The following is a 25,923-nucleotide window of genomic DNA, read 5'->3' on the forward strand; positions in this document are numbered from 1 at the left end:
GTAGTTTAGCCTTTCAACTCGCTGAACAGATCCGTATCCACGGTTCGTTTACGACGGTGCAGGTACACCACCATGGCCAGGGCCAGGGAAACTTCGGACGAGGTGAGGGCCATGATGAAAATGGCGAACAACTGGCCATCCGCATTGCCCCAGCGCGCCGATCCCCCCACAGCGACCAGCATGACCGCGTTCAGCATGACCTCGATGCAGACCAGCATCATGATCATGTTGGCACGCCAGGTTAGAAGTCCGGCCATGCCAAGAAAGAAGAGCAAGCCAGCCAGCACCAGAATATGTTCGAGCGGTACGATCATTTTTCCTCACCCCCAGCCCTTCTCTCTGAGGCAGAGGGTGGCCGAAGGGGGGGTGAGGGGGAAGATTGCTTCCCCAGATACAACGCACCCACCAGGGCAAAAAGGAGTTGCAGCGAAATCAGCTCCACTGCCAGGCCATGTTCCTGAAACAGGCGCTTGGCAACTTCACGAATCGGCAGGCTTACGGGTGAGACGATTGAACTAGCATGGCGGGATACTGTCACGATGGTCAGTGAAGCGATGCTGATACCTGCCAGCAGCAGGGACGGCAGCCATTCCTTCCAATGTGGTGAGAGACCTTTTTCAGGGTGGCCCAGGTCAAGCATCATGATCACGAATAAAAAGAGCACCATGATGGCACCGGCGTACAGGATCACCTCGAAGGCTGCCACCAGCGGCGCCATGAAAAGGTAGAAGATAACTGCCATGGCAAATAGCGAGGTAACCAGGTAGAGGATGGCATGCACCGGATGCTTTTCGGAGATAGCCAGCACAGTTGCTATCAGGGTGACGATTGCCAGTATGTAGAAAATGATCTGTTCCATAGTATCTAGGGCATCAGGGATCTGGCATCCACCGGCCTGGTCTCCTCCAGTCCCTCGCCCCGCGGTTGCGTGACGCCGATGCCGGCGTGCCGGTAAAAGTTGTAGGAGTCATCCTTGCCGCAACCGTCAATCAGCAGGTCCTCCTTTTCGTATATCATTTCCCGGATGTCCCTTTTGCAAAATTCATAGTCCGGTGTCATCTGGATCGCCAGGGTCGGGCAGGCTTCAGCACACAGGCCGCAGAAGATGCAGCGTGAGAAATTGATCCGGAACCATTCGGCATAGCGTCGGCCATTCGGCCGTTCGCCCGACTGCATTGAGATGCAGTCAACCGGACAGGCGGCTGAACAAAGGTAGCAGGCTACACAACGTTCATCTCCATCCGGATCGCGGGTCAGTACGATGCGCGCTCGGAAACGTGAGGGCAGGGTTCGTTTTTCCTCGGGATATTGAATCGTCACCGGCTTTGCCAGCATATGGCGCAAGGTGATGCCCAAACCGCCCAAAAGGTTTCTGGTTTCCTTGAAGATGCTCATAAATTACCTTTTGATGGTCTTGCCTCAGGCATTTACGTGTCTGACGCGCTCCGCCTTTCTTAACAACGCGACTGCCAGGGGATGACTGTTATTCTCGGCATACTGAGAAGCTATGGTACCACCATTGGTTTTAATCAACGGGCTGGCACCACCATCCAGAAGTGCCTGGACCGTTTTGTTGCAACCATAGATCGCAGCCAGCATTAGAGGCGTGTGCCCTTCACTGTCGCGGGCATCCACATCAGCGCCGCTCTCAATAAGCATGCAGGCGATTTCGGTGTGACCGTTGGCAGCCGCGTAGTGGAGGGCGGTCTTGCCTTTGTCGCTGGTTGAGGTCAGGTCAGCCCCACGGTGCAGCAGGTCCTGGACAAAATCCTTGCGCCCCTCTTTGGATGCTGCAATCAGCGGTGTGTGTCCATAACGATTCTTGGCATTTACACTTTCCATGTGAGACTCCTCCTGAAATATAATATCGGACAAGTGTCCATACATCATGATGTCAGAAACAGCAGCCAGGCAGTAACAAGGATGTTGAACAGGGCAAGCGGGGTCAGTATTTTCCACCCCAGGTGCATAAGCTGATCATAGCGCAGTCGCGGCAAGGTTCCCCGCAACCAGATCATAAGAAAGGCAAATGCCAGCGTTTTAATGCTGAACCAGATCACTGGAGGCAGGAGGGGGCCATGCCAGCCTCCCAGGAAAAAAGTTGCCGCCAAACCTCCCAATACAATGATGTTTATGTACTCACCGACAAAGAAGAGGCCAAAGCGCATGCCGGAATATTCGGTGTGAAATCCGGCCACCAGCTCCCCCTCGGCTTCGGGCAGATCAAAAGGAATGCGCCTGCATTCGGCCGTGATGCTGATCAGGAAAATGATAAAGGCCAGCGGTTGATAGACGATGAAAGGCATACTTTGCTGAGCTGTAACGATGTCCGTCATGCTGAAGGAGCGGGACATCATCACCACCGGCACCAGAGCCAGCCCCATGGAAAGCTCGTAGGAGATCAGCTGGGCCAGCCCCCGGATGCCGCCCAGCAGGGAATATTTGGAATTGGAGGCCCAGCCGCCGATGGCAACCCCATATACCGCAATGGAGGAGAGTGCCAGGAAAAACAGGAGCCCGACATTCAGGTCGGCGATCAGCAGGGGCAGGGTGTGGCCCGCTATGGTCAGGGGGGCACCAAAAGGGATTACACTGAAGATGAGGAGTGCGGGAATGGCGGCCATGGCCGGAGCAAGATAGAAAAGCCATCTGTCAGCAGCAGCCGGGACAAGGTCTTCCTTGGTCAGAAGTTTGATAACATCTGCGAGCGGCTGCAGCAGCCCGAATGGCCCCACGCGGTTGGGCCCCTTGCGATCCTGAATCCAGGCCAGAATCCTTCGCTCGGCAAATACCAGGTAGGCGGCCAGAGTCAGAACTGCAAAAAAAACGGCACCAAGTTTTGCCGCAAACAGCGCTATGTCCACCGGATCTGCCGTCATCGGAACCTTGTCTGAAAAAGGTGAGATGGCTGCCGCCTTAAAGGGCAATTATATATCACAAAGGGAGGATGAAAAGCATCAGCAATGTAGGCTCCGGCCCAAATGGGTGAATCTGCTTGTATCTGCCGACTGCAGCACACTATAATACTCCCCTTGGAGGATTCATTAATGGATGTAAAAAAGGCAGAATTCATAAAAAGCGCCGTGAAACCGAAAGACTTTCCACCGGCTGAATTACCTGAGGTGGCATTTGTAGGGCGTTCAAATGTGGGGAAATCCTCTTTAATCAATGTGCTCGCCAATCGCAAGGCACTGGTCCGCACCAGTTCTACCCCAGGCAGGACCCAGCTGATAAACTTTTTCGATATCAATAGTATACTTACCTTGGTAGACCTGCCGGGATACGGCTACGCCAAGGCTCCGCCCGATGTGCGCAAACAGTGGGGGCCAATGATCGAGACCTATCTGGCCAAGCGGGAGAATCTTAAAACCGTGGTCCTGATTCTCGACATTCGGAGGATCCCGTCGGACGGAGACCTTGAGATGCTTCGCTGGCTTGAGATGTACAATATTCCCCCCATCATCGTGCTGACCAAGTGTGACAAGCTTTCCAAGCTGGAACGGGCACGCCAGACCGCTCTGATCGCAACGGCTATCAAACGGGAAAAAACGATGATGCTGCCTTTTTCGGCCCTGTCCAGGGATGGGCGCGACGGAATCTGGCAGGAGATCGAACGGCTGTTGGGACTTGATGAACCAGCCGGAGAACAACAGGTATGAGAGTCAGAACAGGTGTTACTATTCACGGTTTGGTCCAGGGAGTAGCTTTCCGCTACTATACCTGTGATCGTGCCACGGAGCTTGGCGTTGCCGGTTGGGTGAGGAACCTGCCGGATGGCTCGGTGGAAGGGCTGTTCGAGGGTGATGACACAGTTGTGCAGGCTCTGGTGGATTGGTGTCGTAACGGTCCTCCGGCGGCACGGGTTGACCGAATAGACATCCGAAGTGAAAAGTATAGCGGTGAATTCAAGTCTTTTACCATTCTTTAGCCGACCAAAAAGGCTTAAAAATTCCACACAGGAAAATGACATATGGCCCCCATTCGAGGCACACAGCCCCAGACAATTCATAAAGATATGCCGGATATGCAGAAACGTGCGGATACCCGGCGCATACCGATTTCCAAGGTCGGTGTGAAGGATATCACCTATCCAGTCGTAATCATGGACAAAAATCGCTCTTTGCAGCATACGGTTGCACGGGTCAACATGTACGTGGATCTTCCCCATCACTTCAAGGGGACCCATATGAGCCGCTTTGTAGAGATCCTTAACCGCTACCGGGAGCAGATCGCCCTGGACAAACTGGAGATCATTCTGGAAGAGATGAAGTCCAGGCTCGGCTCTGACAACGCACATCTTGAGATCCAGTTTCCTTATTTCATCGACAAGCGGGCACCTGTTTCCGGAGCCACCAGTTTGATGGAATATACCTGCGAGTTTAGCGCCTCCATGACAGATACCCTTGATTTTGTTCTGGGGGTCAAGGTGCCGCTTACGTCACTCTGCCCCTGCAGCAAAGAGCTTTCACGCTTCGGCGCCCATAACCAGCGCAGTGTCATGACCGTGCGGGTCCGTTATAAGGATTTCATCTGGATCGAAGATCTGGTCGAGCTGATCGAACAGTGTGGCAGCAGTCCACTTTATGCACTGCTCAAGCGTGAGGACGAGAAGTTCGTCACCGAACAGGCTTACGAGAACCCGCGGTTTGTGGAAGACATGGTGCGGGAAGCCTATTCCCGGTTGGCTGCCGTTGAAAATATCACCTGGTTTTCTGTGGAAACTGAAAATTTCGAGTCCATCCACAATCACTCTGCCTACGCCTCGGTTGGACTGGATCGCCGCGGATGAGCAAGGGGCTGATAATTTTTGCCCGTGCACCGGTGCCGGGTAAGGTTAAGACCCGTCTGGCGCGGGATGTGGGCGAACAGGTTGCGACTGAACTGTATGGCGCCATGCTTGATGATGTACTGGAAATGGCGGCACTTCTCGATGATGTGAGATTGCTGGTCTTCTGGGCAGATGGTTCATATCTCCATTTTCCCGGCATACCTCGACTGGAGATGTTCGAGCAGAGTGGGGAAGATCTTGGACAACGCATGGCCAATGCCTTCAGGACAGCTTTTGAAGAGGGGATTGACGCCTGCTGCATCATCGGTAGCGACCTGCCGGATCTGCCGCTGGAATATGTCAGAAAGGCTTTCCGGATGCTTGAAGAAAACCGCATCGATGCAGTCTTCGGCCCATCCTCCGATGGCGGCTATTATCTGCTGGGAATGCGCCGACTGTGGCCGGAACTATTTGAAAATGTTCCCTGGAGTACATCGCTGGTTCTTGAAACGAGCCTTAAGCACGCCCGGGCATCGGAACTGACTGTCGATCTGCTTCCCGTGTGGCATGACATCGATACAATCGATGACCTGAAACGGTTAGCGCTGTTTCCGGGTAAATCCTCACGCACCGGTTGTCTGCTGCAGCAGATGCCGGCAATCCTCAACTTCCTGACTTCTTCGGGAGCTACCCCATGAATCCGGTTCTGATTATTACTGCCGTTCCCCAGGAAGCCGGCTTGCTTGAACAGGCGCTTGCATGCAATGCCCTGCCGCTCACGATAGGCGCTTTTACCTGTGTTCAAGGGGTCTGCGGGACGCTGCCGGTAACGATCTGTGCAGCTGGTGTCGGCAAAATCAATGCAGCGGCAGCCACGGCCGCGCTACTCGGACACCTCAGGCCACGTCTGGTTATAAATACAGGATGTGCAGGAGCCTATGCCGGTATTGGTCTTGGTATCGGCGACCTTGCTGTGGCAGACAAAGAGGTCCTGGGTGATGAGGGAGTGATGACTTCTGCGGGATGGCTGGATTTGCAGCAGATGAAAATGCCCTGCTTCACGAAAGAAGATCAGCAGTACTTCAATGAAATACCGCTTTCAGTTGTTGCATCTGAAAAAGCTGTGCATCTGGCTGGCAGATCCGGAATCAATCTTGTCCGCGGAACCTTTATAACCGTTTCCACCTGCAGTGGAACGATCCAGCAGGGAGAACAGCTTTCAAGCCGCTTCGGCGGCATCTGCGAGAACATGGAAGGTGGGGCAGTGGCACTGACCTGTCTGCGCTATGGTGTTGAATGTCTGGAAGTCAGGGGGGTCAGCAATCTGGTTGAAGAGCGGAACATGAAGGCCTGGGACATCCCCAGGGCGGTGGAGGCTGCACAACAGTTCGTGCTGAAATATCTGGAAGAAATGACTCGGCCGGAATAGTTTTTCCCTTAGTCTCTAAGTCCCAAATTCACCCGCGCTCCCCAAAGATAGCTGTGCCGATTCTGACCAGAGTTGCCCCTTCCTGTATGGCCGCTTCAAAATCTCCCGACATTCCCATGGACAGTTCCTTCATCTCAACGCCTGGAATCTCCTCGGCAGCAATCATTGTGAACAGTCGCTTCAGTTCGGCGAAATAAGGGCGGGCAGCCGTCGGGTCGTCGAAAAAAGGGGGCATGGTCATCAGGCCGGCCACACGGATGTTTGGCAGCAGTGAGGCCGCTCGCACCAGGTTTATTGCATCTTCGCTGGTTGTGCCCGATTTTGTTGTTTCCCCGGAAACATTCACCTGTACCAGAATATTGCAGGTTTCGTTGATCCGCCCCCACTGGCGGCTGATCTCTTCCGCCAGGGAAAGCCGGTCAACCGAGTGGATCATGTTCACCAGTCCAGCTATGTACTTGACCTTGTTGCTCTGCAGGTGGCCGATGAAATGCCATTCAACAGGATCAGGCACTTCTGCCGTCTTGGCGGTGAATTCCTGAACATAGTTCTCGCCGAAGAGTGTCTGTCCTGCACGAAAAGCTTGGATCACATCAGCGCCGGGGCGGGTTTTCGATACTGCAACCAGTCTGACCTCATCCGGATTGCGGCCAGCCTTGACAGCAGCCATACGAATTTCTTGCCGCACCCCTTCGAGCCGTTCAGCGATCGACATTTTCTCCCCCGTCCGGCAGAGCACCCATGGATTGCAGCAGCTCATAGATCTCCGTCATCGGCAGCCCGATGACATTGGTATAGGAACCACGGATGGAGCGGATGAAATGAACGGCGCCCCCCTGGATGGCGTAGGCCCCCGCCTTGTCCATTGGGCAGCCGGTGGCAATGTAGGTATGTATCTCCCGGTCGCTGAGGTTTTTGAAAAGGACCTCTGTAGTGACGCTCTGGCTGATGCAGGTGTCCGTGGTCACGTCGTGAACCGCAATGCCGGTGATGACTTCGTGGGCCCGGCCGGAAAGGGAGGTCAGCATCTCGAATGCCTCGGCTTCGTCTTTCGGTTTGCCCATGATCCTGTTGTCCAGCACCACCACGGTATCGGAGCCGACAAAAAAACGTCCCGGCACTTTTCCGGCAACAGCCTGGGCTTTCTCTCGGGACAGGCGTTCGACATGTTCGGCCGGTTGTTCGCCCGGCAGTACATCTTCGCAGATATCGGCCGGCACGACAGCGCAGGTGATGCCGGCCAGCCCCATCAGCTCCGAGCGGCGCGGAGATGCGGAGGCAAGCACAATGGTGTCCTGAGCTGAAATGGAATCATTTTTCAATTGAATCATCCCCACTCTCGTTTTTTCGGTTCTGCTCAGCTTTCTGTTGAGCCTCCAGATCTTCCCAATGTTTTTTCCAATCCTTCTTGCGAACTTTGATCAGCAGGAAGACACCGGGAATGATGACAATTCCCCAGAAAATGTTGATCGTGGCTTTCTCGGTGATGCCGTAGATCAGGGATGCAACCCCCATCAGCAGAAGCAGCGCTTCCATTGAGAGGATACGGCCGATGATCGAGACTTCCTGACGCTGCTTGTCCTTATCCATTGAATATTCCTTGTGGTTGACCTTAATTTACCAGGGAAACATCTTGCCCGGGTTGAGGATGTTGTTGGGGTCCAGGGCCTGTTTGACCGCTTTCATGGTGGCAATCTGTTCCGGAGACAATTCAAGTTCGATAAAGGGTGCCTTGGAAAGTCCCACGCCATGTTCACCTGACATGGTGCCTCCCAGGCTGAGTGCTGCTTCGAATACCTCCCGGATTGCCTCGTGTGCCTTTTTTTCCATGCCGGGCAGCGACTTGTTGACCATGATGTTGACATGGATGTTGCCGTCGCCGGCGTGGCCGAAGTTTACAATCGGAATGTCGTAGCGCAGCTGGATCTGTTCGATCAGCCGGATTACATCCGGTACTTTGCTGCGTGGCACGACGATATCTTCGTTGTACTTGTCCGGGTTGACATCCCGCAGGGAAGGTGACACCAGGCGGCGTACCTTCCAGAGCTGCTCGGACTCGGCATTGTCTTTTGCGGCACGGAACTGCACCAGTCCCAGTGGCTTGATGATGTCATGGATCTGTTGAGCCTGCTTCTCAATCAGGTCACGATCACCATCCACCTCAATCAGCAGTACCGCCCGCCCTTCAGGAGGAATGCCCAGGTTGAAGCGGCGTTCAACGCATTGCAGGGTCGCATGGTCCATGAATTCCAGCGTGGTGGGGATGATCTTGCCGCCGATAATAGCGGAGACCGCCTTGGCTGCACCATCTATTGAATCGAAAATGGTCAGCATCGTCTTCTTGGCGTCCGGGAAGGGGAGCAGCTTGAAGATGATTTTGGTAATGATGCCCAGGGTGCCTTCGCTGCCGCAGAGCAGTTTGGTCAGATCGTAACCGACTACTCCCTTATAGGTTTCCCCTCCGGTGCGGATGATGGCGCCCGTCGGCAGCACGACCTCCAGTCCCATCACGAAATCTTTTGTGCAGCCGTATTTTACTGCACGGGGGCCGCCGGCATTTTCAGCTACATTGCCTCCAAGGGTGGAGAACTTCAGGGAAGCGGGATCCGGCGGATAGAAGAGCCCCAGTTTTTCCACTGCCTGCTGGAACTGCTCGGTAACAACACCCGGTTCGACCTCAGCAATCAGATTTTCAGTATCGACACGCAGGATGCGGTTCAGCCGCGTGGTAACCAGTACGATCCCGCCCGCCTTGGGAAGTGCACCTCCGGAAAAGCCGCTCCCCGCACCGCGGGGAAATACCGGAAAACCTTCCTGGTTTGCCAGTTTCAAAACGGAGGAAATCTCCTGGGCGTTGGCGGGATGCACCACGGCTGCGGGCAGGTACTCCATTTGAGTGGCATCGTAGGAATAACAGAGCAGATCCTGCCGCTCGGTGGCGATGTTTTCAGCTCCCACGATGTTCTTCAGTGCTTCGATGATGCGTGCATCAAGCATTTTTACCTCAGGTATATTCTTTGTTTAATTTAAATTTCTGTTGGGTCTTTTCTCGTTACGGTGAAGCAGTTTACCATACATGAATAGTGCGCTCTGGCGCAAGGCGGATTTGCACCGCCCAGCTCAACAATCCTATTGATAACGCATGGTTCATACCGTACAATGCTGCTTTCACATGAGGAGGAAACCTATTTGACTGACCTGCTGTTGATAACGGATGTGCCCCGCCTTCTGAAGGTGTTTTCTCCCTTGGCAGAGGAGCGAAATCTGCGGTTGCGGGTAGCTACGAACCTTGAAAAGGGTGCTGAGGAAATTGTGGCTGAAAAGCCGGGCATCGTCTTTGTTCAAACCCACCTCTCCGGATTGTCTGCAGAGATTCTACTGATGCACCTCAAAAAACAGCTTGGCAGGCGGCGGTCCCGTTTCGTGTTGCTGTGTCCCGGCGATCAGTTGAGCGGAGAAGCAGTTAAGCTCTACCACGGCCATATCGATACAGCCCTGGATGATACGCTCCTTTTGGACAGCGTACGGGATATGATCAGCACGCTTGTCTCGCCCCGTAAAAAAAATGTTGCGCAACCTTCCGATCCAGCTGATTCCGTGCCGGCGGTCGTGGAAGAAGAGGAAAACGAGGAGCCTGTCCGGCAGGGAATCGATTCAGATGCTACTGCTTTTGTCCCTTTAAAGTATGAGCAGGAGTTTCAGTCCTCATCCGTCTCCGGGCCTTCGCCGGAAGAGCACTCCCTTGAGGAGCAAGGAGTGGTGTATGGGCGCCGTCCTCAGATTTCCGTCTATTCCGAGTTTACCAGCTCATTTGATGATGCTGTCAGCAGTATGCCGACTCAGGAGCCACTGACCTCTTCGCAAAACTGGAGCCATGAATCCAGAATTGCTTCTGAACCTGCTCCGGGGCGGTCCCGGCGTGCCATGTTCCTTCTTTGGCTCGCTCCGGTGCTGATTGCCGCGGTGGTTATTACCATACTGCAGCATCGCAAGTCGAAGCCGGAACCGGTGGAAGTAGTTGCCACGCCACCATCCGGCCCTGCAGCCAAGCCCAAAGAAGTGCTTCCTGCAACTCCGGTAACAGTACAACCTGCTGTTCCCTCACCGATTCCTCCGGCTGCATCAGCAGTCATAGCGACACCCTCAGTCAGCACGGCCCAGACGCCGGTGCCATCCGCTGCAGTAAAGCCATCTGTCTCAGCAAATCGTCTAACTGTATTGCCTGAGTTCGTACCCCGTTATGGTCGTGATAAGAGCTATGCAGCTGATCATCCTGGCTGGGAACGGTACAAAGGGCAGGTAACCGAGTTCAAAATCTTCCGTGAAGGTGAATCCATAAAAGCGATCCAGATCATTGATCGCGGCGGACGAGGGTTGCCCGACTCTTTCATGAAGAGCGCGCTCAAGCAGGTGACAAAGAGCCCCGCTTTTGCCGTGACCTCCTCAGAAAAGAAGGGTGACTACACCATTCAGCGGGGGCAGGTCTCGGAAAACATCAACGCCGTCTATTATCGCGATGCAAGTGGCAGCAAACTGCGAGCCTTCGTTATAACCTGGCAGTAGCAGCAGTGACTTAAGAAATGATGCAGGTAATTTTTCCCGATACAGATATCCAAGGAGCTATCCATGTCTTTCCGCACTATTGAGTGGCGTGATGACGCAGTAATCATGATCGATCAGACTCTTCTGCCAGGTCAGGAAGTCTACAATACCTACTCGGATTTCAGATCGGTGGCCGAGGCGATCCAGGGTATGATCATTCGCGGCGCCCCGGCCATCGGCGTTGCCGCTGCCATGGGGGTCGCACTGGGAGCACGGGACATTATCGCAGACACTCATGAATCATTCTTTCGTCAGCTCGAAAATGTCTGCGATGTCCTGGCCCGTACACGCCCCACAGCCGTCAACCTCTTCTGGGGTATCGAGCGCATGAAGCGGGTGGCTGAGGCCAATCGCGACAAGAAACTTGACCAGATCCGTGAACTCCTTAAAAAGGAAGCGATACGCATCGAGGAGGAAGACCAGACCATTTGCCACAACATCGGCAAGTGGGGCGCCACGTTGATCCCCGAAGGTGCCACAGTCCTGACCCACTGCAATGCCGGCGGTCTGGCTACCGCCGGTTATGGCACGGCTCTCGGAGTCATTCGTGCCGCCCATGAAGCCGGCAAGAACATTCAGGTTTTTGCAGATGAGACCCGTCCATGGCTGCAGGGAGCACGCTTGACAGCCTGGGAGCTCATGCGTGAGGGCATACCCACGACCCTGATTTCAGACAATATGGCCGGTTTTTTCATGAGTCGCGGCGAGATCACCTGTTGCGTCGTTGGAGCGGACCGTATTGCAGCCAACGGGGATACGGCAAACAAGATCGGTACCTATTCCGTTGCTGTGCTGGCCAAGGAGAACAATATTCCCTTTTACGTGGCTGCTCCGGTCTCGACCCTGGATCTGACGCTCTCCGACGGCGGCAAGATCCCCATCGAGGAGCGACCTGCCAGTGAGGTGACTCACATCAAGGGAATCGAAATTGCCCCGGCCGGCGTCCGTGTCCGCAATCCTTCCTTTGATGTTACCCCGGCTCGCTATATCTCTGCCATTATCACTGAAAACGGAATTGTCAGCGGAGACTACCGTTCCGGTCTTCGCAAGATTTCCTGCTGAACAATACACCTCCACCCCTCCCCAGCCGGGGAGGGGCCTTTCCAGGTAAGGACACTCCCTACATGCACGTAGAACGTTTTTCAGGCGAATTCGTCCGGCTCATGGCCATTGAAGATGCTGCGATTCGCGGACAGGAACTGGCTGCTTTTCTTGAACAGCATGGTTTTTTATATGGTGCCCGTTCGGCGGATAACATTCTTCTGATCCAGCACCAGTTTCCCATCGAGACTCTGCACCGCATCGTGGTCTGTTCACTGATGACTCCCTCGCCCGACATGGCCCTGAATGCCTTTGAGCGCCTCGCCGGGGTCATACCGTCAGAAGACCTGCTGGAAGCGGCCGGACGTAGGAAGCGCCTGAACCAGTTTGTGCTGATCTGTGGTGCCTCTCCATTTCTGGTCAACCTGATATTCAAGACTCCCTCCGCGTTCCGCTGGCTTTTTCTGGAAAACGGCATCGACATAAGCCGCTCAGGGGATGAGATGCTGGCCGTATTGCGGACGCAGGTGGACGAACAGGTCGATTTGGCCTGCCTGATGAAGCTTCTGCGCTGCTTCAAGCGTGCGGAAATTCTGCGTATAGCGACACGCGACTTAAACGGACTGGCTCCTCTTGAAGAGGTTACTGCTGAACTTTCCAGCCTCGCGGCTGCAACTTTGCAGGTGGCCTATGAGGTCTGCCGTCGATGTCTTGTACGTGAATACGGCATACCGTTGGTTAAGGCCGAGAATGGCACCCATGAAGCGGAAATGACGGTAATCGGCATGGGCAAGTTCGGCGGCAACGAGTTGAACTTCTCCTCTGATATCGACATCATCTATTTTTATGAGTCCGATCGGGGTGAAACCAGCGGAATCGAAAACGGTTCGGGTGCAGTGCGCGGAGTCGTGTCACTGCACACCTTCTTCAATAAGCTGGGTGAGATGATCAGCAAGGCGATTTCCCAGGTTACCGAGGACGGCTTTGTCTTCAGAGTGGATGTAGGGTTGCGGCCGGAGGGAAAATCAGGGGACATGGCGGTATCGCTGCGATCCGCGGAAGTCTACTATGAGTCGTGGGGTCAGTCGTGGGAGCGTACCGCCATGCTCAAAGGGCGTCCGGTGGCCGGATCCATCGATATGGGAGAGCAACTGCTGAAGTCGCTTCAACCCTTTATCTACCGTAAATATCTTGACTACAACCTGATCGAAGACATGAAGAACATGAAGCAGAAGATTGATGCGTCTCTGACCCGTTCCATGGAGGGGGAAACCAACCTCAAGCTCGGACGGGGAGGCATCCGCGAAATTGAATTCTTCATTCAGGCTCTGCAGCTTGTCTATGCCGGAAAGAATCCGCGGCTACGCGAGCGCAACTCGCTTAAGGCCCTAACAACCCTGCTGGATGCGCGCCTGATCACTGATGAAGATCATCGCCAGCTGAGCGATGCCTATCGTTTCCTGCGCACAGTTGAACACCGTATTCAGGTGGTGCAGGAACGACAGACCCATAACCTGCCGTCCAAAGAAGAGGAGATGCTTGCTCTGGCACGCCGTTCCGGTTTCCTGCGCCCCGACGGGCTGGTGAGATTTCGGGATGTTCTGAACAATCATCGCAACACGGTCTCCGCCATTTACGGCAACCTGTTTTATTCTAGTGATGAGCAACAGCAGCATGAAGTGCATCAAGAGGTCCTCTACCTGCTTGATCATAATGCCGATGCGGACATGGTCAAGGACATACTGGCAGAGCACCATTTTGAGAATGTAGACAGCGCTTACGAAAACCTGCTCTCTCTGCGTAACGGGCCGATCAAGGGCAACATTACCGAACGCAGCCGTCGGCTCCTGGAACGGATATCACCACTGCTTGTGCAGGAGTTGCTGAACTCTCCGGATCCTGACATGGCGCTGGCGAACCTGGAACGCTTCCTGATTGTTACCGGAACTCGTTCCTCGTACTATGCGTTGCTGGCAGAAAACCGCGAGACGCTCAAACTGCTTGTCTCATTGTTCGGCATGTCGGCATTCCTGTCAAAAATACTGATCAGCCACCCCGAGCTTCTGGACAGCATGGTGTCAGGCAGCTCAGCCTCGTCAGTCAAAACCAGGGGGATAATGGAAGCAGAGCTTACCTCTCTGCTGGAACAGACCGATTATTTCGAAGAGCAGCTTGACGTACTCCGACGTTATCGTAATGAGGAGTTTCTGCGGATCGGTCTTAATGATATTCATGGCCGATCCGGACAGAGTGAGACAACCAATCAGCTGACCCTGTTGGGGGAAGCATGTCTCTCCATTGCCCACCGCTTAGCAGTACAAGAGCTGAAACGCTTCGGAAAACCCCGGTCCAACAATGCAGGGATTCAGCAGGATGCCGGGCTTGCGGTTATTGGCATGGGCAAGATGGGGGGTGGCGATCTTAACTATCACTCTGACCTGGACATTATTTTCGTGTATGACCACCAAGGGTATACAGATGGCGAAAAACAGATCTCTAATCATGAGTACTTCGCCAAACTGGCCCAGAAGATGATATCAATTCTGACCATGCAGACCCGGGAAGGGTACGTGTATAAAATCGATACCCGCTTGCGCCCTTCGGGAAATGCCGGGCCGCTGGTGACCTCCCTGGATTCTTTTCTGGAGTACCACCGCAAGGAGGCCCAGATATGGGAACGGCAGGCATTGACCAAGGCTCGGGTGGTGCTGGGTGATGACCTGTTGGCGGTTCAGTTGCATGAAGTAATACGGCAGACAGTGTATGGAGCATCAATAGATGATGAAGGGCGCAGGGAAATTCATCGTCTGCGCATGCGTATGGAGCACGAGCTGGCCAAGGAGACTGCTGGCAGCTACAATATAAAAACCGGCCGCGGCGGGATGGTAGATGTCGAGTTTCTCGCCCAGTATCTGCAGCTGCGCCATGGGTGCCGTTATCCTGAGCTGCGAACCACCAGTACCATTGTGACGCTTAAAGAGGTGCGCTCTTTGGGGCTGATTTCTGATAACGATGCGGAGACGCTGATCTCAGGATATAAGTTCCTGCGCAAGCTGGAAAATCGTCTGCGTATCATTCATGACTATTCCGTCAATGATCTAAGTGGACCAAAAAGCTATATGGACAAATTGGCCAAACGAATGGGATATGATGCGAAGCTGAGAAGCCCCGGAGCGGCACTGATTTCCGACTACGAGGAAGTGACGGGCAGAATCAGGGATTGTTATGATTGGGTGTTTGAAGCTGGGGAGACTGCGGATCAGTGAATAGGGAATAGGGAATAGGGAATAGGGGCGTTCCTTGTGACTGTGGCAATCAGCCCCTTTTGCCGACTTCATGGAGGTGGAGATGAAACTCACCAAGAAAATCCTTGATTACGAGTATCAGGAAGTGCTGGATACGAAGACACGGGAGCTGATTCGTGTCGCTTGTGCCATTGCTGTTGGCTGTCCAACCTGAATGAAGAAGCACTTCGCGGTCGCGAAGGAGGCAGGGGCAACCATGGAAGAGCTTCGTGAAAGCATTGCATACGGAATCATTGCACCATCCGGCAGGGCCAAGAACTTTGCCCTGAACATGATGGACGAGCTGGAATAACCGGTCTCAGCTTTATTTCTGGATGATCTGGCTGAGGACATCATCAATTTTAAATGCATCCACCGTGGTATTAAAGCAAGGACCAAAAGGTCGGTTGTTGAGGATGCCAATCACAGGCAGGGGATAGCAGTCTTTGATGCCTGAGGTGAGATCTCGTTCGCAGGCAACAGCCAGAACGAGCTTGGGGCGTTTTTCCACGATTACTTTGCGGGCAAGCGTTCCGCCGGTGGCAACAGAGATATCAATATTGTACTTACGTCCAATATCCACCAGTCCCTTGATGTCGCAGCGCCCGCACTGAATGCATTTGTGAATATCGCCGGTTACCTTGATCTCGCAATCAAAGAGTTGGATACAATGGGGCAGCAGCACCAGCACTCGGTCCGGTTTGACTTTCTGGCGCTGTGAAATGACCAGGCTGTTGTTCATGGCTATGAACGATTGGCGGATACTGTCCTTGTCGATGCCGAGCCCACGCCCCACCAGTTCAATCACCGGTAGCAGGAACTTGATCACCACCAGTCGCATGAAACGGGTGAAAAAGATATCCTTGCCCAGGGCTGTAGTTAAAACAAGCAGACCGGTTCCGAAAATAGCCACACCCGAGAGCGCAGCCACAACAATACCTACAATGTTGGGCAGATTGGGATGAATATTCTGCAGTCCGCGGTTCGGCACCCACCAGACCAGGAAAATCAATCCAACGAGAACAAGGCAGGTGAGACCCATCAGGGAGATGAATAGCCGCTTCCGGGGTGGGGAGGTTACATCGCTGGAAAGTGTCACGATATGTGGGTCTCCGGGTTGCTGGTGAGCAGCATGCCTTCCAGGCCTGGAAAACCTGCCAGAAAACTCGCAGCATCAAGCCGTTTTTTACCCGCCAATTGCAGCTCTTCAATCACCAGACTTCCCGATAAACAGGCGATTTCAAGACCCTCACGGGATGCACGCAGTACTGAACCAGGCAGGCCCGTACCTTGGGCGACTCGTGTCCGGAATATCTTGAGTGGCTGGCCTTGTAGAAAGGTATAAGCACCGGGCCAGACTACCATGCCACGTACCTGATTATGGATGGCCCGTGCATCGCGGTACCAGTTGATCAGGCCATCCTCCTTCTTGAGCAGTGGAGCATAGCAGGTTTGTTTGTCGTCCTGTTGTTCCGGTGTCAGTCGTCCCGCTTTGAGTCCATCCACAGTTTCAGCCAGCAGTTCTGCCCCCATGGTTGCCATGCGATCATGAAGAGAAATGATGTTCTCATTTTCGTCAATAATGGTGGCCCGTTTAAGCAACATGGGACCTGTATCCAACCCCGGGTCCATCAGCATGGTGGTGACGCCGGTTTCGGCTTCGCCATTGATGATGCACCAGTTAAGCGGTGCTGCTCCTCGGTAGCGGGGCAGCAGCGAGGCATGAACGTTTACGCATCCCTGTGGAGGTATGTCCAGCAGCACCTTGGGAAGAATCTGACCAAAGGCAATGACGACAATCAGGTCTGGTTGCAAGTCACGAATAACCTCAATGAAAGCGGGATCGCGTACTTTCAACGGTTGGTAAACCGGAATGTCATGCTGAAGAGCGATTTCTTTGACCGGTGGTGGCATCAGTTTCTGACCACGCCCCTTGGGCCGATCAGGCTGGGTTATCACTGCTATTGGTTTTTCACCACGGTTGATCAGGGTCTGAAGTGTAGGGCAGGCGAAATCAGGTGTGCCCATGAAGATTATGCGCCAGCTCATCGTTTCCCCTCTGAAGTTTCGGACATCCGGCGCATTTTACGCTGGAAAAGATCGCGCTTGAGCGGCGAAAGGTGGTCGACGAAGAGTACCCCATCAAGGTGGTCGATTTCATGTTGAAAGGCAATGGCAAGCAGATCTTCTGCTTTCCAGGTTGTTTCATTGCCCTCTAGATCTAGCCCCTTTACAATCACGCGTGCATGCCGGCGGACGTTGGCAGCGTACTCGGGAACCGAAAGGCACCCCTCTTCCTCGTAAGTTTCTCCTTCTGAATGGACGATTACCGGATTGATTGCTACAATCAGCTCTCTCGGCTCATCCCTGCCGGATACGTCAATAACGATCAAACGCTGGTGCACCCCAATCTGAGGGGCGGCCAGTCCTACGCCGGGAGCATCGTACATGGTTTCAGCCATATCCATGGCCAGAGCTCGAACAGCGTCGGTTATAATGGTCACCTGAGCCGATTTTTTCTTCAGTTCAGGATTTGGAAAAGTAAGAATGGGGCGTATCATAGGCATTCCTTACACTTGTTTTTCATAATTACCTACTATATTGGTTTAGAAACGAAAAATCAATTTACATCTTCAGGAGGATCTCGTGACCGAGCCTGTCATCATAATCAGCGGAGCAGCACCGATATGTGGATCAAAGGACAAAAAAAGACCCCCTAAAGAGGCTTTGAAAAAGGCCACAACACATGTTCACTCAGATGAGGCAGGGGATGACAGCGTTGATATTTCAGAAGAGGCACGTGACTGCGCCTCGGGTAGGAAACGAAGGAATATCCTTGAATATCTGAATGAAGAAATTAACTGAAAACCCCTCTATCCAGCTCATAGGCTGCAGCGAAAGTTTTCAATAGATCTGAAAGCGTTTTTTCATCCAGATTGAGAAGACGAGCCGGGGTCGTTGTATGCAACACGAGTGATTCATCCGGTTCGCGTACTCCAATGCCGCATTTGTGGCAGAAAAGATTCGACAAACCTACCACGCAGGTCAGCTTTATCTGATAGGGGTCCTCATCTTCATCAAACCTGAAGTGATGATGCTCTGCCACTGCTTTCATCAACATGATTGGAAAATTCCACTTTTTTATCACCATTGCGCCGACGTCTGCGTGATTGTACTGGTAGACCTGCTGCTCTGCTTCCAGAAATGATACATCATTGTTATAGCAAATTTGCATAATAGTCTGGAATTGTCTGTTGTCCATCGTATCCATCACGATCTTGCCAATGTCATGGAACAGGCCACCAAGAAAGGCTTCTTCTTCATGGATCAGTCTGGTCTTGCCGGCGATGATGCGGGCCGCCAGTCCAGCCCCGAAAGAATGCTCCCAGAGCATCTGTTCCGTCAGCCCGTAAGGTTTATAAACTTGCTTAACAGAAGCGGCAATTACCAGGCTTTTGAGGGTGTTGTAGCCAAGCATCATGATTGCGTGAGAAAGGGTCTGGATCTGACGCTGACAGCCATAGAAGGAAGAGTTGGAGATTTTTAGTACTCGGGCTGCCACGGCAGGGTCGGATGCTACTACTTTCGCCAGTTCCTCAGCAGAAGCTCCTTCCTGCTCGATAAGTTGAAGTACTTTGGTGGCGACCACCGGTATTGTTGGTAGGTCGCCTGTATTCATAATGAGATCTTCGAGTTCAAGGTTCATGTTCTGCTCCTTACATATCCGGAAGAACGGCTGCAATAGGTTTGATAAGAAGCATCATTTTATTACTTGTAATCCCAAAAAATCAAGATATTAGCCGATTTAATTGAAATTTTTACCATTCAGTTGTATACTTCTCGCCCATTACTTTACCTGTGTGAGGAGTCCTATGACGCTTTTTCGTTTATATTCCATATTGCTGGGCACAACTTTGCTTCTGTGTGGCTTCAGCTGGGGGCTTGGCAACGACTCCTGTACAAAAGCCCAAGAGCTGTCCAGTAAGCTCGAAAGTTTGCATGAAGAATCAGAAATTCGCCTGGCTGAAGCTCAAATCCTGTCACTCTGTCCCGATGGAGCTGCAGCACATTTTGTGTCCGCCCTTCAATTGGAGAGGGTGGGCAACATAGATGGTGCTATTGGCGAATATCGCAAGTGCCTTCAGCAGCAACGGTCATTCCCCGAAGCAAGTGGTAATCTGGGTCTTCTCTATGCGCAGAAAGGAATGAATGATGAGGCTATGGTCGAGCTGTCGCGAGGTTTGTCTGCAAACTCCAACCCCAGATATCATAAGGCGATGGGGCGAATTCTGGCAGAGCAGAAAGTATATCCACTGGCAATTCATCATCTTTCTGAGGCAGGTCGCGAATTAAGCCGTGATACCGGTATAGGCATGAGTCTTGCCGATATCTATACAGCGACCGGAAAAACGGATAAAGCGTTGGAAGAATATCGCCGGGTTCTGGTAATAGATCCGAATCATGAGCAGGCTCATATTCGGCAGGCTGCTCTTCTGCTGGACCGAAACGAGACGGATAAGGCCCTTGAGGAGCTTAAACAGGCCGAACTCGTGAATCCTCAGAACCGAGATGTTCATTTGATGATGGCAGTTATTTATGAAAAGAAGGGTGATACCAAGCAGGCTGATTACCGCTATCTCCTCGGCGGTAAACCCAAAAAAGATCAACCTCAGGTCGTACCGGCTGCTGTCAAACTGTCTGATGCGGCTGTGACGACGGATGCAGATAGCACCGCGACCGTGCTTCAGGCTGCTCTGAAAGATTCGCCGGAGAAGGCGGTAGAAATTTATGAAAAACTGGGCAATGCCTATCGCCTGGCAGGTAAAGATGCAGAAGCCATTGCCGCCTATAGGGAGGCAGCTCATCGCAATAGCACGAGCAGTGACGTTTATCTGAATCTTGGTATACTCTATGAGAAAGAGGATAAGCTGGATGAAGCAGTGGTGGCGTATAAACAGGCGATCAACGCCAAGCCTTCCAATGCTGATGCACGTTTGCGCCTGGCAAATATTCGTGATGCACGCGGTTTTTACCAGGAAGCTGTTGAGCAATATGTTGAATTCCTCAAGCTCAAACCGGATAGTCCTGACATTCAACTCAAGTTGGCCCGGATATTTGCCCGCAATAAAGAGCTGAACCTGGCAATTGATGCATATAAAGCCGTATTGAAGCAGCTGCCCGATAATTTGGAGGCAAACCGCGAACTGGCCCCCTTATATCGGGCCAAAGGCATGAATGATAAGGCGATTGAGCATTACAAGAGGGCACTTGCTCAACAGAAGGATGACGTTGAAACACGTACTGCCCTGGTTGCAATCTATGTAAAGAATAAACAATACGATGAAATTACAGAGCTTCTCAAGGGGGCGGTGGAATTATTCCCGGAAGATGCCAATAACCATTATAAGCTGGGGCTGATTTATGAATTCAAAAAAGATTATGAAAGCGCCATAGCCAGTTATAAAAAAGCTGCCGAATTAAAGCCTGACCATGCTCGCTCCTTGAATGCCCTTGGCCGACTGTACATGAAAACGGGCCGGATCACCGAGGCCAAGGAAGTTCTTGAAGCTGCCAAAACCGCAGATCCCAATCTTGAAGAGACAGCTATTCTGCTCAACAACATCCGGGATGAATTCAGTCCTGAGCCCAAAAAAATCAGCAAAAAGCTCAAAACACGCTCAGGTAAAAAAACTAAAAAAGGCAAGGCATCGAAGAGCTCGAAATCCAAAAAACCACAAAAAAAGGGGACTGCCAAATCCAAGAAGTAGTGGTGTGCCGGTCTGAACGATACGTAGCCCCTTCCGATGTTCGCATTACCCACATCCATACAGCGGAGAACACCATGACAGAACAGCCCGGTACCACAGCGTACTTTCCCCACGTCATCCAGATATCCGCACAATATTGGCGCTCCCTCGATCTGGGAGCGCTTTCGCGTTTGATCGCCGAACGAAACATTCCTCCAATCATCTTTTATCGCCAAATGGCTCTCAAGTTGAACCGATTGCAGCCGGACAGTGCCACACCAGTCCACGCAGGCCACCTCAACCTCTATGCAACACTGCAGACTGTACAGCGATTTATTATTGATGTGCTGGCTGAGCAGGAGTTGCCTGACGTACTGCTGGATGCGCTGCAACGTAGCAGCTCAGAGCATGCATTTCCCGAGGTGGCAACGAATTTTGTTGAGCTGTATCCGCCTCAGGCTGTGTTGAATGGCTCAATGGGAGCTGGAGAATGGCTTGCTGCTGATACACAACAAGTTATTAAAAAACGGATGCTGTTGCGTGAAATACTGCTCCTGAGGATGGCTTCTGGTAATCCCGCAATAGATAGCTTTCGTGCCATTCTGGATGACAAACAGCTGAGTCTTGCTTCTCCAGCTTATGCACATCTTGTTGATGGTGTGACCGGTTCATTGGCTAAAGGACCTTTTATCACTGGTCTTAATATGACTCTGGCAGATGCTCTCCAGGCACCGGTAAAGGCATCGCCCGATTCGCTTTCCGGCCAAGTAGGGTATATTCGTGAACAATGGCAGGAGCTGCTTCCTCCCGAACTGCTGAAAGAAGTAACCACTGCTTTTGACATACTTCTTGAAGAAGAGCGTTCGCGTGGTTGGGGAGGCGAACCTGGCCCTCCGCCGGTGTTGGAGTTTAACAGAAGTGGCAAGGGCGGCGCAGGAGAGCATGGCGGCGGCGCCAATGAGGGTCATGGCGGCGGGCATGCTGGCAGCTCGGTTTTCGGTGGCTACGACTATCCTGAATACGAATATTTTTCCGTTGATGCCGATTGGATGTCCAATGTGGTTTTGATGGCGAAGATGGTTTATGTCTGGCTTGATCAGCTTAGCAAACAGCACGGATATCCGATCACACGGCTGGATCAGATACCTGATTGTGAATTGAATAGGCTTGCTGAGGCTGGATTCACCGGGCTTTGGCTGATTGGAATCTGGGAACGTTCTGCTGCTTCTCAAAGGATAAAACAGCTCTGCGGAAATCCTGATGCGATTGCCTCTGCCTATTCGCTTTATGATTATGAGATTGCTGCTGACTTGGGAGGTTGGGAGGCATTAGGCAATCTTCGGGAACGAGCTGCTCATCGCGGCATCCGTCTGGCCAGCGACATGGTTCCAAACCACACCGGCATTTATTCTCGCTGGGTAATTCAGCACCCCGATTGGTTTGTGCAGACAGATTATCCTCCTTTCCCCACCTATCAATTCAATGGCGAAGATCTCTCCCATTCGGGGGAAATGTGTATTCAGGTGGAAGACGGATACTGGACAAAAACTGATGCCGCGGTTGTATTTCGCATGATTGAACGAAATACCGGTCGTGTACGTTATATCTATCATGGAAACGACGGTACCAGCATTCCATGGAATGACACCGCTCAGCTCAACTATCTGATTCCTGAAGTACGTGAAGCTGTCATCCAGACTATTCTTCATGTGGCCAGAAATTTTCCGATCATTCGATTTGATGCAGCCATGACATTGGCCAAAAAACATTATCAGCGCCTTTGGTTTCCTATTCGAGGTCTTGGTGGAGGTATTCCTTCCCGTGCCGAACATAGTATGACGCGCGAAGAGTTTGATACTGTATTCCCGGTTGAGTTCTGGCGCGAAGTTGTTGACCGTGTGGCGGTTGAGGCCCCCGGAACTCTGCTTCTGGCCGAGGCTTTCTGGATGATGGAAGGCTATTTTGTCAGAACTCTTGGCATGCACAGGGTCTACAACAGCGCTTTCATGAATATGCTTAAGATGGAGGAGAATCACAAGTACCGCCAGACAATTAAAAATGTTCTTGAGTTCAATCCGGAAGTGCTCAAGAGGTTTGTTAATTTCATGAATAATCCTGATGAAAAGACCGCCGTGGAACAATTCGGTACTCAGGGGAAATATTTTGGTGCCTGTATGATGATGGTCACCATGCCCGGCCTCCCCATGTTTGGCCACGGTCAGATTGAGGGACTGCATGAAAAATATGGCATGGAATATAAGCGCGCCTATTGGGACGAACCGGTTGATCAAGGGCTGGTTCGGGGCCATGAGATGTGGATTTTCCCACTTCTTAGGCATCGTGGGCTTTTTTCAGGTTCAGAAAATTTCTCTTTGTATGATTTTTATGCAGGCGATCATGTTGATGAGAATGTATTTGCCTATAGTAACCGTGTGGGTGACCATCGGGCTCTCATCCTCTATCATAACAGGTACGCCACTACAGCAGGCTGGATAAGGAAATCAACATCTTTTGCTGTAAAAGGTACGAATGGCGATATGGAATTGCGTCATACGACACTTGCCAAAGCCCTGGGAGTTACTGCCGGAGATGATTTGTACCTTGCCTTTCGGGACATTTACAGCGGCCTCGAATATCTGCGCAATGGAACAGAACTGAGCCAAAAAGGCCTTTATGCGGAGCTCGGAGAATATGAATTTTCTGTATTTCTTGACTTCAGGGAAATTCAGGATGATGCCGATTGTACTTGGAAATTGTTATGTGAAACACTCAACGGAAGCGGCGTGGAAAGCCTGGAAGAGGCGCGGCTCCAGGTGCAGTTCAACGATCTGAACCAAGCATTCAACACTGTTCTTGAATGTATTCCTGCTGAATCCGGTAAAGCGCAGGTAGGTGTTGTCATTGGAGATGCAGCTGCGTTGGACAAAGCTGCCGCTGACTTTTTCGACCTGTTGGAGAGACAGGGAGAGGTGATTGCCACAACGCCTCCTCTTCCGTCACAACCGCTGCTTCTTGTCGCTGCCGCGCTCGCTCCAGCCAGAAAACCACTCAAGGGCACCGATCTGCAACCTCTTCTGCGTAAACAGCTGGATTCTGCTGGAGTCCGACTGCTGCTGTCCTGGTTGCTTTTGCGACCGTCGAGGCCGGATACAGTGGAATCCTATGGCTTCGATTATACTCTTCACCATGGTGTTAATCCGGCTGAACCAATGCTTGTTGGACCCGCTTATATTCAGTTGCTTAAGGCACTGCTATCTGCTGGCCCCACTGATCTTGCGCAACCTGCTAATGCTTCGCTGGCTGTCATTCTGTCTAGCTCTGCTTGTCAGAAGTTCATCCAGGTACATGAAAGTGAAGGAGAGGAGTGGTTTAATAAGGAACGATTCGAGCTGTTCCTGCAGTGGCTTGTCATTACTCATCTAGCCATGCTGGCAGGAGAGTCACCTAAGGTTGCTATGCTCAATGAATGGCTGAATTTAGCGGTCTTGGAGGTCCAGGCTTACGCAGATCTGGCAGCCCATGCCGGTTATCGTCTGAATCTGTTTCTACGTATGTTGAACACCCCTGGCGAGAAAGAAGAGGTCCCGGTTAAGCCTGTCCCCCCAAAAAGATAAAAAGAAGTTTTGGGTCGCCATTAGGTGGTGCGTTAATCGGAAGGTTGCGGCAGAGTGCTTTTATGAATGATGATGTGAGGTGGGGAATTGATTTTCAGGGCAGTTGGACGGGGGAACCATTTCAGGTTCCCCCTTTTGTTTCAGGAATCTAGAAAGGATTGCGCAGTACGATTGTCTGATCGCGTCGCGGGCCGACTGAGACCATGACAATCTGGCAGCCGGCCAGTTCTTCAAGGCGCTGCACATATTTTTTTGCATTTTCAGGCAGATCTTCGAAAGTTTTAGCTGCAGTTATATCAGTTTTCCAGCCAGGCAGTTCTTCATATACAGGCTGACAGTTCTCAAATATTTCCAAGGCAGCCGGCAGCGATTCAAGTGCTTTCCCTTGGTAGGTATAGCCTGTACATACCTTGATCGTGTCGAAATCTGAAAGCACATCCAGCTTTGTCAGGGCAATGCCGGTGAGGCCGTTGATTCGTACAGCATAACGGATTACCATAGTGTCGAACCAGCCGCAGCGACGGGGTCGGCCGGTTGTGGCTCCAAACTCACCACCAACCTGGCGCAGCTTTTCCCCGGTTTCTTCGAGCAGCTCAGTTGGAAAAGGACCACTTCCTACCCTGGTAACATAGGCTTTGGATATCCCGATTACTTCATTTATCTGACGAGGACTTACGCCAGAACCTGTGCTCGCGCCGCCGGCGCACGTGGATGATGAGGTAACATAGGGATAGGTTCCATGATCGACATCCAGAAGTGTTCCCTGGGCTCCTTCGAACAGCAGGCTTTTGCCTGCTTTAAGGTCTTTTTCAAGAATAAGTGAAGTGTCGGCTACATAGGTGCGCAGTATTTGGGCATACCCACGATACTCTGCAACGATCTCCTCGAGATTACAGGGAGCTTCACCCAGAAGGTTCTCCAACAGGAAATTTTTTTCGACCAGGAATTCCTTTACTTTGCGTACAAAGACCTCCTCATTAAGCAGGTCCATGAGGCGAATGCCGCGCCGTCCGATTTTATCCTCGTAACATGGGCCAATTCCGCGACCTGTTGTACCGATCTTCTTATCACCGCTCTTGGCTTCACGGGCGATATCTATGCGCTTGTGATACGGCATGATGATGTGCAGCGATTCGGAGAGCAGCAGACAAGAATCATCCTTGATTCGTCCGGACTCTTTGAGCTTGGTGATTTCCCGGATGAATACCTCAGGGTCAAGAACCACACCGTTGCCGATGATGCAGCGTTTACCTTCGTGGAGGATGCCGGAAGGAATCAGGTGCAGGACTACCTTCTCGTTGCCCACCACCAGTGTATGACCGGCGTTGTTGCCCCCCTGGTAGCGTACGATATCATCGGCATGCTCTGTATAAATATCAACTACCTTGCCTTTACCTTCGTCGCCCCATTGGGCTCCTACTACTACTACGTTTGCCAT

At 52.2% G+C, this 25,923-nt stretch carries 26 protein-coding genes; 12 read left to right on the forward strand and 14 right to left on the reverse strand.

Translation table 11 applies throughout. The features are described 5' to 3' along the window. Positions 1 to 5 precede the first annotated feature (5 nt). From nuoK to nuoH, 5 genes are read right to left on the reverse strand one after another with little or no spacing between them, the layout of a single operon-like run. Entirely contained in the window at positions 6 to 314 is a 309-nt protein-coding gene (gene nuoK, locus KJB30_RS09945) for an NADH-quinone oxidoreductase subunit NuoK (RefSeq protein WP_214298652.1), read from the reverse strand. Then, positions 311 to 859, reverse strand: coding sequence for an NADH-quinone oxidoreductase subunit J family protein (locus KJB30_RS09950; RefSeq protein ID WP_214298654.1), 549 nt, complete (start codon positions 857 to 859; stop codon positions 311 to 313). The genes nuoK and KJB30_RS09950 overlap by 4 nt, the downstream gene beginning before the upstream one ends. 5 nt (positions 860 to 864) lie before the next feature. Continuing rightward, on the reverse strand, positions 865 to 1,395 hold the full coding sequence (gene nuoI, locus KJB30_RS09955; protein ID WP_214298656.1) for an NADH-quinone oxidoreductase subunit NuoI: 531 nt from the start codon (positions 1,393 to 1,395) through the stop codon (positions 865 to 867). 24 nt (positions 1,396 to 1,419) lie between these two features. After that, complete coding sequence (locus KJB30_RS09960) at positions 1,420 to 1,842, reverse strand: ankyrin repeat domain-containing protein (RefSeq protein WP_214298658.1); 423 nt, start codon at positions 1,840 to 1,842, stop codon at positions 1,420 to 1,422. A gap of 44 nt (positions 1,843 to 1,886) precedes the next feature. Then, entirely contained in the window at positions 1,887 to 2,879 is a 993-nt protein-coding gene (nuoH, locus tag KJB30_RS09965; protein ID WP_214298660.1) for an NADH-quinone oxidoreductase subunit NuoH, read from the reverse strand. 168 nt (positions 2,880 to 3,047) lie between these two features. On the opposite strand from nuoH, the gene yihA reads away from it, so the two are divergent. The 5 genes from yihA (at position 3,048) to mqnB (ending at position 6,197) form a co-directional block, all read left to right on the forward strand. Continuing rightward, entirely contained in the window at positions 3,048 to 3,659 is a 612-nt protein-coding gene (gene yihA / locus KJB30_RS09970) for a ribosome biogenesis GTP-binding protein YihA/YsxC (protein ID WP_214298662.1), read from the forward strand. Then, positions 3,656 to 3,928 carry an acylphosphatase gene (locus tag KJB30_RS09975; RefSeq protein ID WP_214298664.1) on the forward strand — a complete coding sequence of 91 codons (273 nt, stop codon included), beginning with the start codon at positions 3,656 to 3,658 and terminating at the stop codon, positions 3,926 to 3,928. The genes yihA and KJB30_RS09975 overlap by 4 nt, the downstream gene beginning before the upstream one ends. A gap of 87 nt (positions 3,929 to 4,015) precedes the next feature. Continuing rightward, on the forward strand, positions 4,016 to 4,789 hold the full coding sequence (gene folE2 / locus KJB30_RS09980) for a GTP cyclohydrolase FolE2 (RefSeq protein WP_214298834.1): 774 nt from the start codon (positions 4,016 to 4,018) through the stop codon (positions 4,787 to 4,789). Then, a complete protein-coding gene (locus tag KJB30_RS09985) occupies positions 4,786 to 5,466 on the forward strand; it encodes a TIGR04282 family arsenosugar biosynthesis glycosyltransferase (protein ID WP_214298666.1) in 681 nt (226 codons plus the stop codon). Before folE2 ends, KJB30_RS09985 begins: the two co-directional genes overlap by 4 nt. Then, complete coding sequence (gene mqnB, locus KJB30_RS09990) at positions 5,463 to 6,197, forward strand: futalosine hydrolase (protein WP_214298668.1); 735 nt, start codon at positions 5,463 to 5,465, stop codon at positions 6,195 to 6,197. The genes KJB30_RS09985 and mqnB overlap by 4 nt, the downstream gene beginning before the upstream one ends. A 28-nt stretch (positions 6,198 to 6,225) precedes the next feature. On the opposite strand, the gene KJB30_RS09995 is transcribed toward mqnB, so the two are convergent. The 4 genes from KJB30_RS09995 to KJB30_RS10010 are packed head-to-tail and all read right to left on the reverse strand — an operon-like array spanning position 6,226 to position 9,194. Beyond that, entirely contained in the window at positions 6,226 to 6,912 is a 687-nt protein-coding gene (locus KJB30_RS09995) for a YggS family pyridoxal phosphate-dependent enzyme (protein WP_214298670.1), read from the reverse strand. Then, a complete protein-coding gene (locus KJB30_RS10000; protein WP_214298672.1) occupies positions 6,899 to 7,528 on the reverse strand; it encodes a Maf family nucleotide pyrophosphatase in 630 nt (209 codons plus the stop codon). Before KJB30_RS10000 ends, KJB30_RS09995 begins: the two co-directional genes overlap by 14 nt. Continuing rightward, positions 7,509 to 7,787 carry a hypothetical protein gene (locus KJB30_RS10005; protein WP_214298674.1) on the reverse strand — a complete coding sequence of 93 codons (279 nt, stop codon included), beginning with the start codon at positions 7,785 to 7,787 and terminating at the stop codon, positions 7,509 to 7,511. Before KJB30_RS10005 ends, KJB30_RS10000 begins: the two co-directional genes overlap by 20 nt. Before the next feature lie 27 nt (positions 7,788 to 7,814). Beyond that, positions 7,815 to 9,194: an FAD-binding oxidoreductase gene (locus KJB30_RS10010; protein ID WP_214298676.1), complete on the reverse strand. Its 1,380-nt coding sequence runs from the start codon at positions 9,192 to 9,194 to the stop codon at positions 7,815 to 7,817. Between the two features lie 192 nt (positions 9,195 to 9,386). Between KJB30_RS10010 and KJB30_RS10015 the strand changes: the two genes are divergently transcribed. From KJB30_RS10015 to KJB30_RS18225, 4 genes are all read left to right on the forward strand, one after another. Then, positions 9,387 to 10,760, forward strand: a complete 1,374-nt coding sequence (locus tag KJB30_RS10015; protein ID WP_214298678.1) for a hypothetical protein — start codon at positions 9,387 to 9,389, stop codon at positions 10,758 to 10,760. Between the two features lie 63 nt (positions 10,761 to 10,823). Continuing rightward, positions 10,824 to 11,861 carry an S-methyl-5-thioribose-1-phosphate isomerase gene (gene mtnA / locus KJB30_RS10020; RefSeq protein ID WP_214298680.1) on the forward strand — a complete coding sequence of 346 codons (1,038 nt, stop codon included), beginning with the start codon at positions 10,824 to 10,826 and terminating at the stop codon, positions 11,859 to 11,861. Between the two features lie 62 nt (positions 11,862 to 11,923). Continuing rightward, positions 11,924 to 15,106 carry a bifunctional [glutamate--ammonia ligase]-adenylyl-L-tyrosine phosphorylase/[glutamate--ammonia-ligase] adenylyltransferase gene (glnE, locus tag KJB30_RS10025; RefSeq protein ID WP_214298682.1) on the forward strand — a complete coding sequence of 1,061 codons (3,183 nt, stop codon included), beginning with the start codon at positions 11,924 to 11,926 and terminating at the stop codon, positions 15,104 to 15,106. Between the two features lie 82 nt (positions 15,107 to 15,188). After that, the gene (locus tag KJB30_RS18225; protein WP_281415589.1) at positions 15,189 to 15,437 is read left to right on the forward strand and encodes a GSU3128 family (seleno)protein; all 249 of its coding nucleotides are present in this window, start codon (positions 15,189 to 15,191) and stop codon (positions 15,435 to 15,437) included. A gap of 12 nt (positions 15,438 to 15,449) precedes the next feature. On the opposite strand, the gene KJB30_RS10035 is transcribed toward KJB30_RS18225, so the two are convergent. Genes KJB30_RS10035 through def form a run of 3 tightly spaced genes read right to left on the reverse strand, consistent with a single transcriptional unit; the run spans position 15,450 to position 17,685 of the window. Then, positions 15,450 to 16,166: a DUF116 domain-containing protein gene (locus KJB30_RS10035; RefSeq protein ID WP_214298835.1), complete on the reverse strand. Its 717-nt coding sequence runs from the start codon at positions 16,164 to 16,166 to the stop codon at positions 15,450 to 15,452. Between the two features lie 53 nt (positions 16,167 to 16,219). Next, positions 16,220 to 17,173 (reverse strand): methionyl-tRNA formyltransferase, encoded by a 954-nt coding sequence (gene fmt / locus KJB30_RS10040; protein WP_214298686.1) that lies wholly within the window; start codon positions 17,171 to 17,173, stop codon positions 16,220 to 16,222. After that, a complete protein-coding gene (gene def / locus KJB30_RS10045; protein ID WP_214298688.1) occupies positions 17,170 to 17,685 on the reverse strand; it encodes a peptide deformylase in 516 nt (171 codons plus the stop codon). The genes fmt and def overlap by 4 nt, the downstream gene beginning before the upstream one ends. An 85-nt stretch (positions 17,686 to 17,770) precedes the next feature. Between def and KJB30_RS10050 the strand changes: the two genes are divergently transcribed. Then, the gene (locus KJB30_RS10050) at positions 17,771 to 17,989 is read left to right on the forward strand and encodes a hypothetical protein (RefSeq protein ID WP_214298690.1); all 219 of its coding nucleotides are present in this window, start codon (positions 17,771 to 17,773) and stop codon (positions 17,987 to 17,989) included. On the opposite strand, the gene KJB30_RS10055 is transcribed toward KJB30_RS10050, so the two are convergent. Continuing rightward, the gene (locus tag KJB30_RS10055) at positions 17,982 to 18,830 is read right to left on the reverse strand and encodes an HDOD domain-containing protein (RefSeq protein ID WP_214298692.1); all 849 of its coding nucleotides are present in this window, start codon (positions 18,828 to 18,830) and stop codon (positions 17,982 to 17,984) included. The two genes, KJB30_RS10050 and KJB30_RS10055, sit on opposite strands and share 8 nt — an antisense overlap. 166 nt (positions 18,831 to 18,996) lie before the next feature. On the opposite strand from KJB30_RS10055, the gene KJB30_RS10060 reads away from it, so the two are divergent. Next, positions 18,997 to 20,892 carry a tetratricopeptide repeat protein gene (locus tag KJB30_RS10060; RefSeq protein WP_214298698.1) on the forward strand — a complete coding sequence of 632 codons (1,896 nt, stop codon included), beginning with the start codon at positions 18,997 to 18,999 and terminating at the stop codon, positions 20,890 to 20,892. 74 nt (positions 20,893 to 20,966) lie between these two features. After that, positions 20,967 to 24,485, forward strand: coding sequence for an alpha-amylase family glycosyl hydrolase (locus tag KJB30_RS10065; RefSeq protein ID WP_214298700.1), 3,519 nt, complete (start codon positions 20,967 to 20,969; stop codon positions 24,483 to 24,485). 148 nt (positions 24,486 to 24,633) lie between these two features. Here KJB30_RS10065 and KJB30_RS10070 read toward each other — a convergent pair whose 3' ends face one another. Next, positions 24,634 to 25,923: an adenylosuccinate synthase gene (locus KJB30_RS10070; protein ID WP_214298702.1), complete on the reverse strand. Its 1,290-nt coding sequence runs from the start codon at positions 25,921 to 25,923 to the stop codon at positions 24,634 to 24,636.

The sequence above is a fragment of the Pelotalea chapellei genome (genome assembly GCF_018531195.1).
In the GTDB taxonomy this organism is placed as follows: domain Bacteria; phylum Desulfobacterota; class Desulfuromonadia; order Geobacterales; family Pseudopelobacteraceae; genus Pelotalea; species Pelotalea chapellei.

Excerpts from the sequence above, each read along its gene's own strand:
- KJB30_RS10035 (WP_214298835.1), bottom strand. The coding sequence starts at position 16,166 with ATGGGTCTCACCTGCCTTGTTCTCGTTGGATTGATTTTCCTGGTCTGG.
- nuoI (WP_214298656.1), bottom strand. The coding sequence starts at position 1,395 with ATGAGCATCTTCAAGGAAACCAGAAACCTTTTGGGCGGTTTGGGCATC.
- KJB30_RS10060 (WP_214298698.1), top strand. The coding sequence starts at position 18,997 with ATGACGCTTTTTCGTTTATATTCCATATTGCTGGGCACAACTTTGCTT.
- KJB30_RS10000 (WP_214298672.1), bottom strand. The coding sequence starts at position 7,528 with ATGATTCAATTGAAAAATGATTCCATTTCAGCTCAGGACACCATTGTG.
- mtnA (WP_214298680.1), top strand. The coding sequence starts at position 10,824 with ATGTCTTTCCGCACTATTGAGTGGCGTGATGACGCAGTAATCATGATC.
- KJB30_RS09995 (WP_214298670.1), bottom strand. The coding sequence starts at position 6,912 with ATGTCGATCGCTGAACGGCTCGAAGGGGTGCGGCAAGAAATTCGTATG.
- KJB30_RS10005 (WP_214298674.1), bottom strand. The coding sequence starts at position 7,787 with ATGGATAAGGACAAGCAGCGTCAGGAAGTCTCGATCATCGGCCGTATC.
- fmt (WP_214298686.1), bottom strand. The coding sequence starts at position 17,173 with ATGAGCTGGCGCATAATCTTCATGGGCACACCTGATTTCGCCTGCCCT.
- KJB30_RS09960 (WP_214298658.1), bottom strand. The coding sequence starts at position 1,842 with ATGGAAAGTGTAAATGCCAAGAATCGTTATGGACACACACCGCTGATT.
- KJB30_RS09975 (WP_214298664.1), top strand. The coding sequence starts at position 3,656 with ATGAGAGTCAGAACAGGTGTTACTATTCACGGTTTGGTCCAGGGAGTA.
- def (WP_214298688.1), bottom strand. The coding sequence starts at position 17,685 with ATGATACGCCCCATTCTTACTTTTCCAAATCCTGAACTGAAGAAAAAA.
- yihA (WP_214298662.1), top strand. The coding sequence starts at position 3,048 with ATGGATGTAAAAAAGGCAGAATTCATAAAAAGCGCCGTGAAACCGAAA.
- KJB30_RS10070 (WP_214298702.1), bottom strand. The coding sequence starts at position 25,923 with ATGGCAAACGTAGTAGTAGTAGGAGCCCAATGGGGCGACGAAGGTAAA.
- folE2 (WP_214298834.1), top strand. The coding sequence starts at position 4,016 with ATGCCGGATATGCAGAAACGTGCGGATACCCGGCGCATACCGATTTCC.
- KJB30_RS10065 (WP_214298700.1), top strand. The coding sequence starts at position 20,967 with ATGACAGAACAGCCCGGTACCACAGCGTACTTTCCCCACGTCATCCAG.
- mqnB (WP_214298668.1), top strand. The coding sequence starts at position 5,463 with ATGAATCCGGTTCTGATTATTACTGCCGTTCCCCAGGAAGCCGGCTTG.
- KJB30_RS09985 (WP_214298666.1), top strand. The coding sequence starts at position 4,786 with ATGAGCAAGGGGCTGATAATTTTTGCCCGTGCACCGGTGCCGGGTAAG.
- glnE (WP_214298682.1), top strand. The coding sequence starts at position 11,924 with ATGCACGTAGAACGTTTTTCAGGCGAATTCGTCCGGCTCATGGCCATT.
- KJB30_RS10055 (WP_214298692.1), bottom strand. The coding sequence starts at position 18,830 with ATGAACCTTGAACTCGAAGATCTCATTATGAATACAGGCGACCTACCA.
- KJB30_RS10010 (WP_214298676.1), bottom strand. The coding sequence starts at position 9,194 with ATGCTTGATGCACGCATCATCGAAGCACTGAAGAACATCGTGGGAGCT.
- KJB30_RS09950 (WP_214298654.1), bottom strand. The coding sequence starts at position 859 with ATGGAACAGATCATTTTCTACATACTGGCAATCGTCACCCTGATAGCA.
- nuoK (WP_214298652.1), bottom strand. The coding sequence starts at position 314 with ATGATCGTACCGCTCGAACATATTCTGGTGCTGGCTGGCTTGCTCTTC.
- nuoH (WP_214298660.1), bottom strand. The coding sequence starts at position 2,879 with ATGACGGCAGATCCGGTGGACATAGCGCTGTTTGCGGCAAAACTTGGT.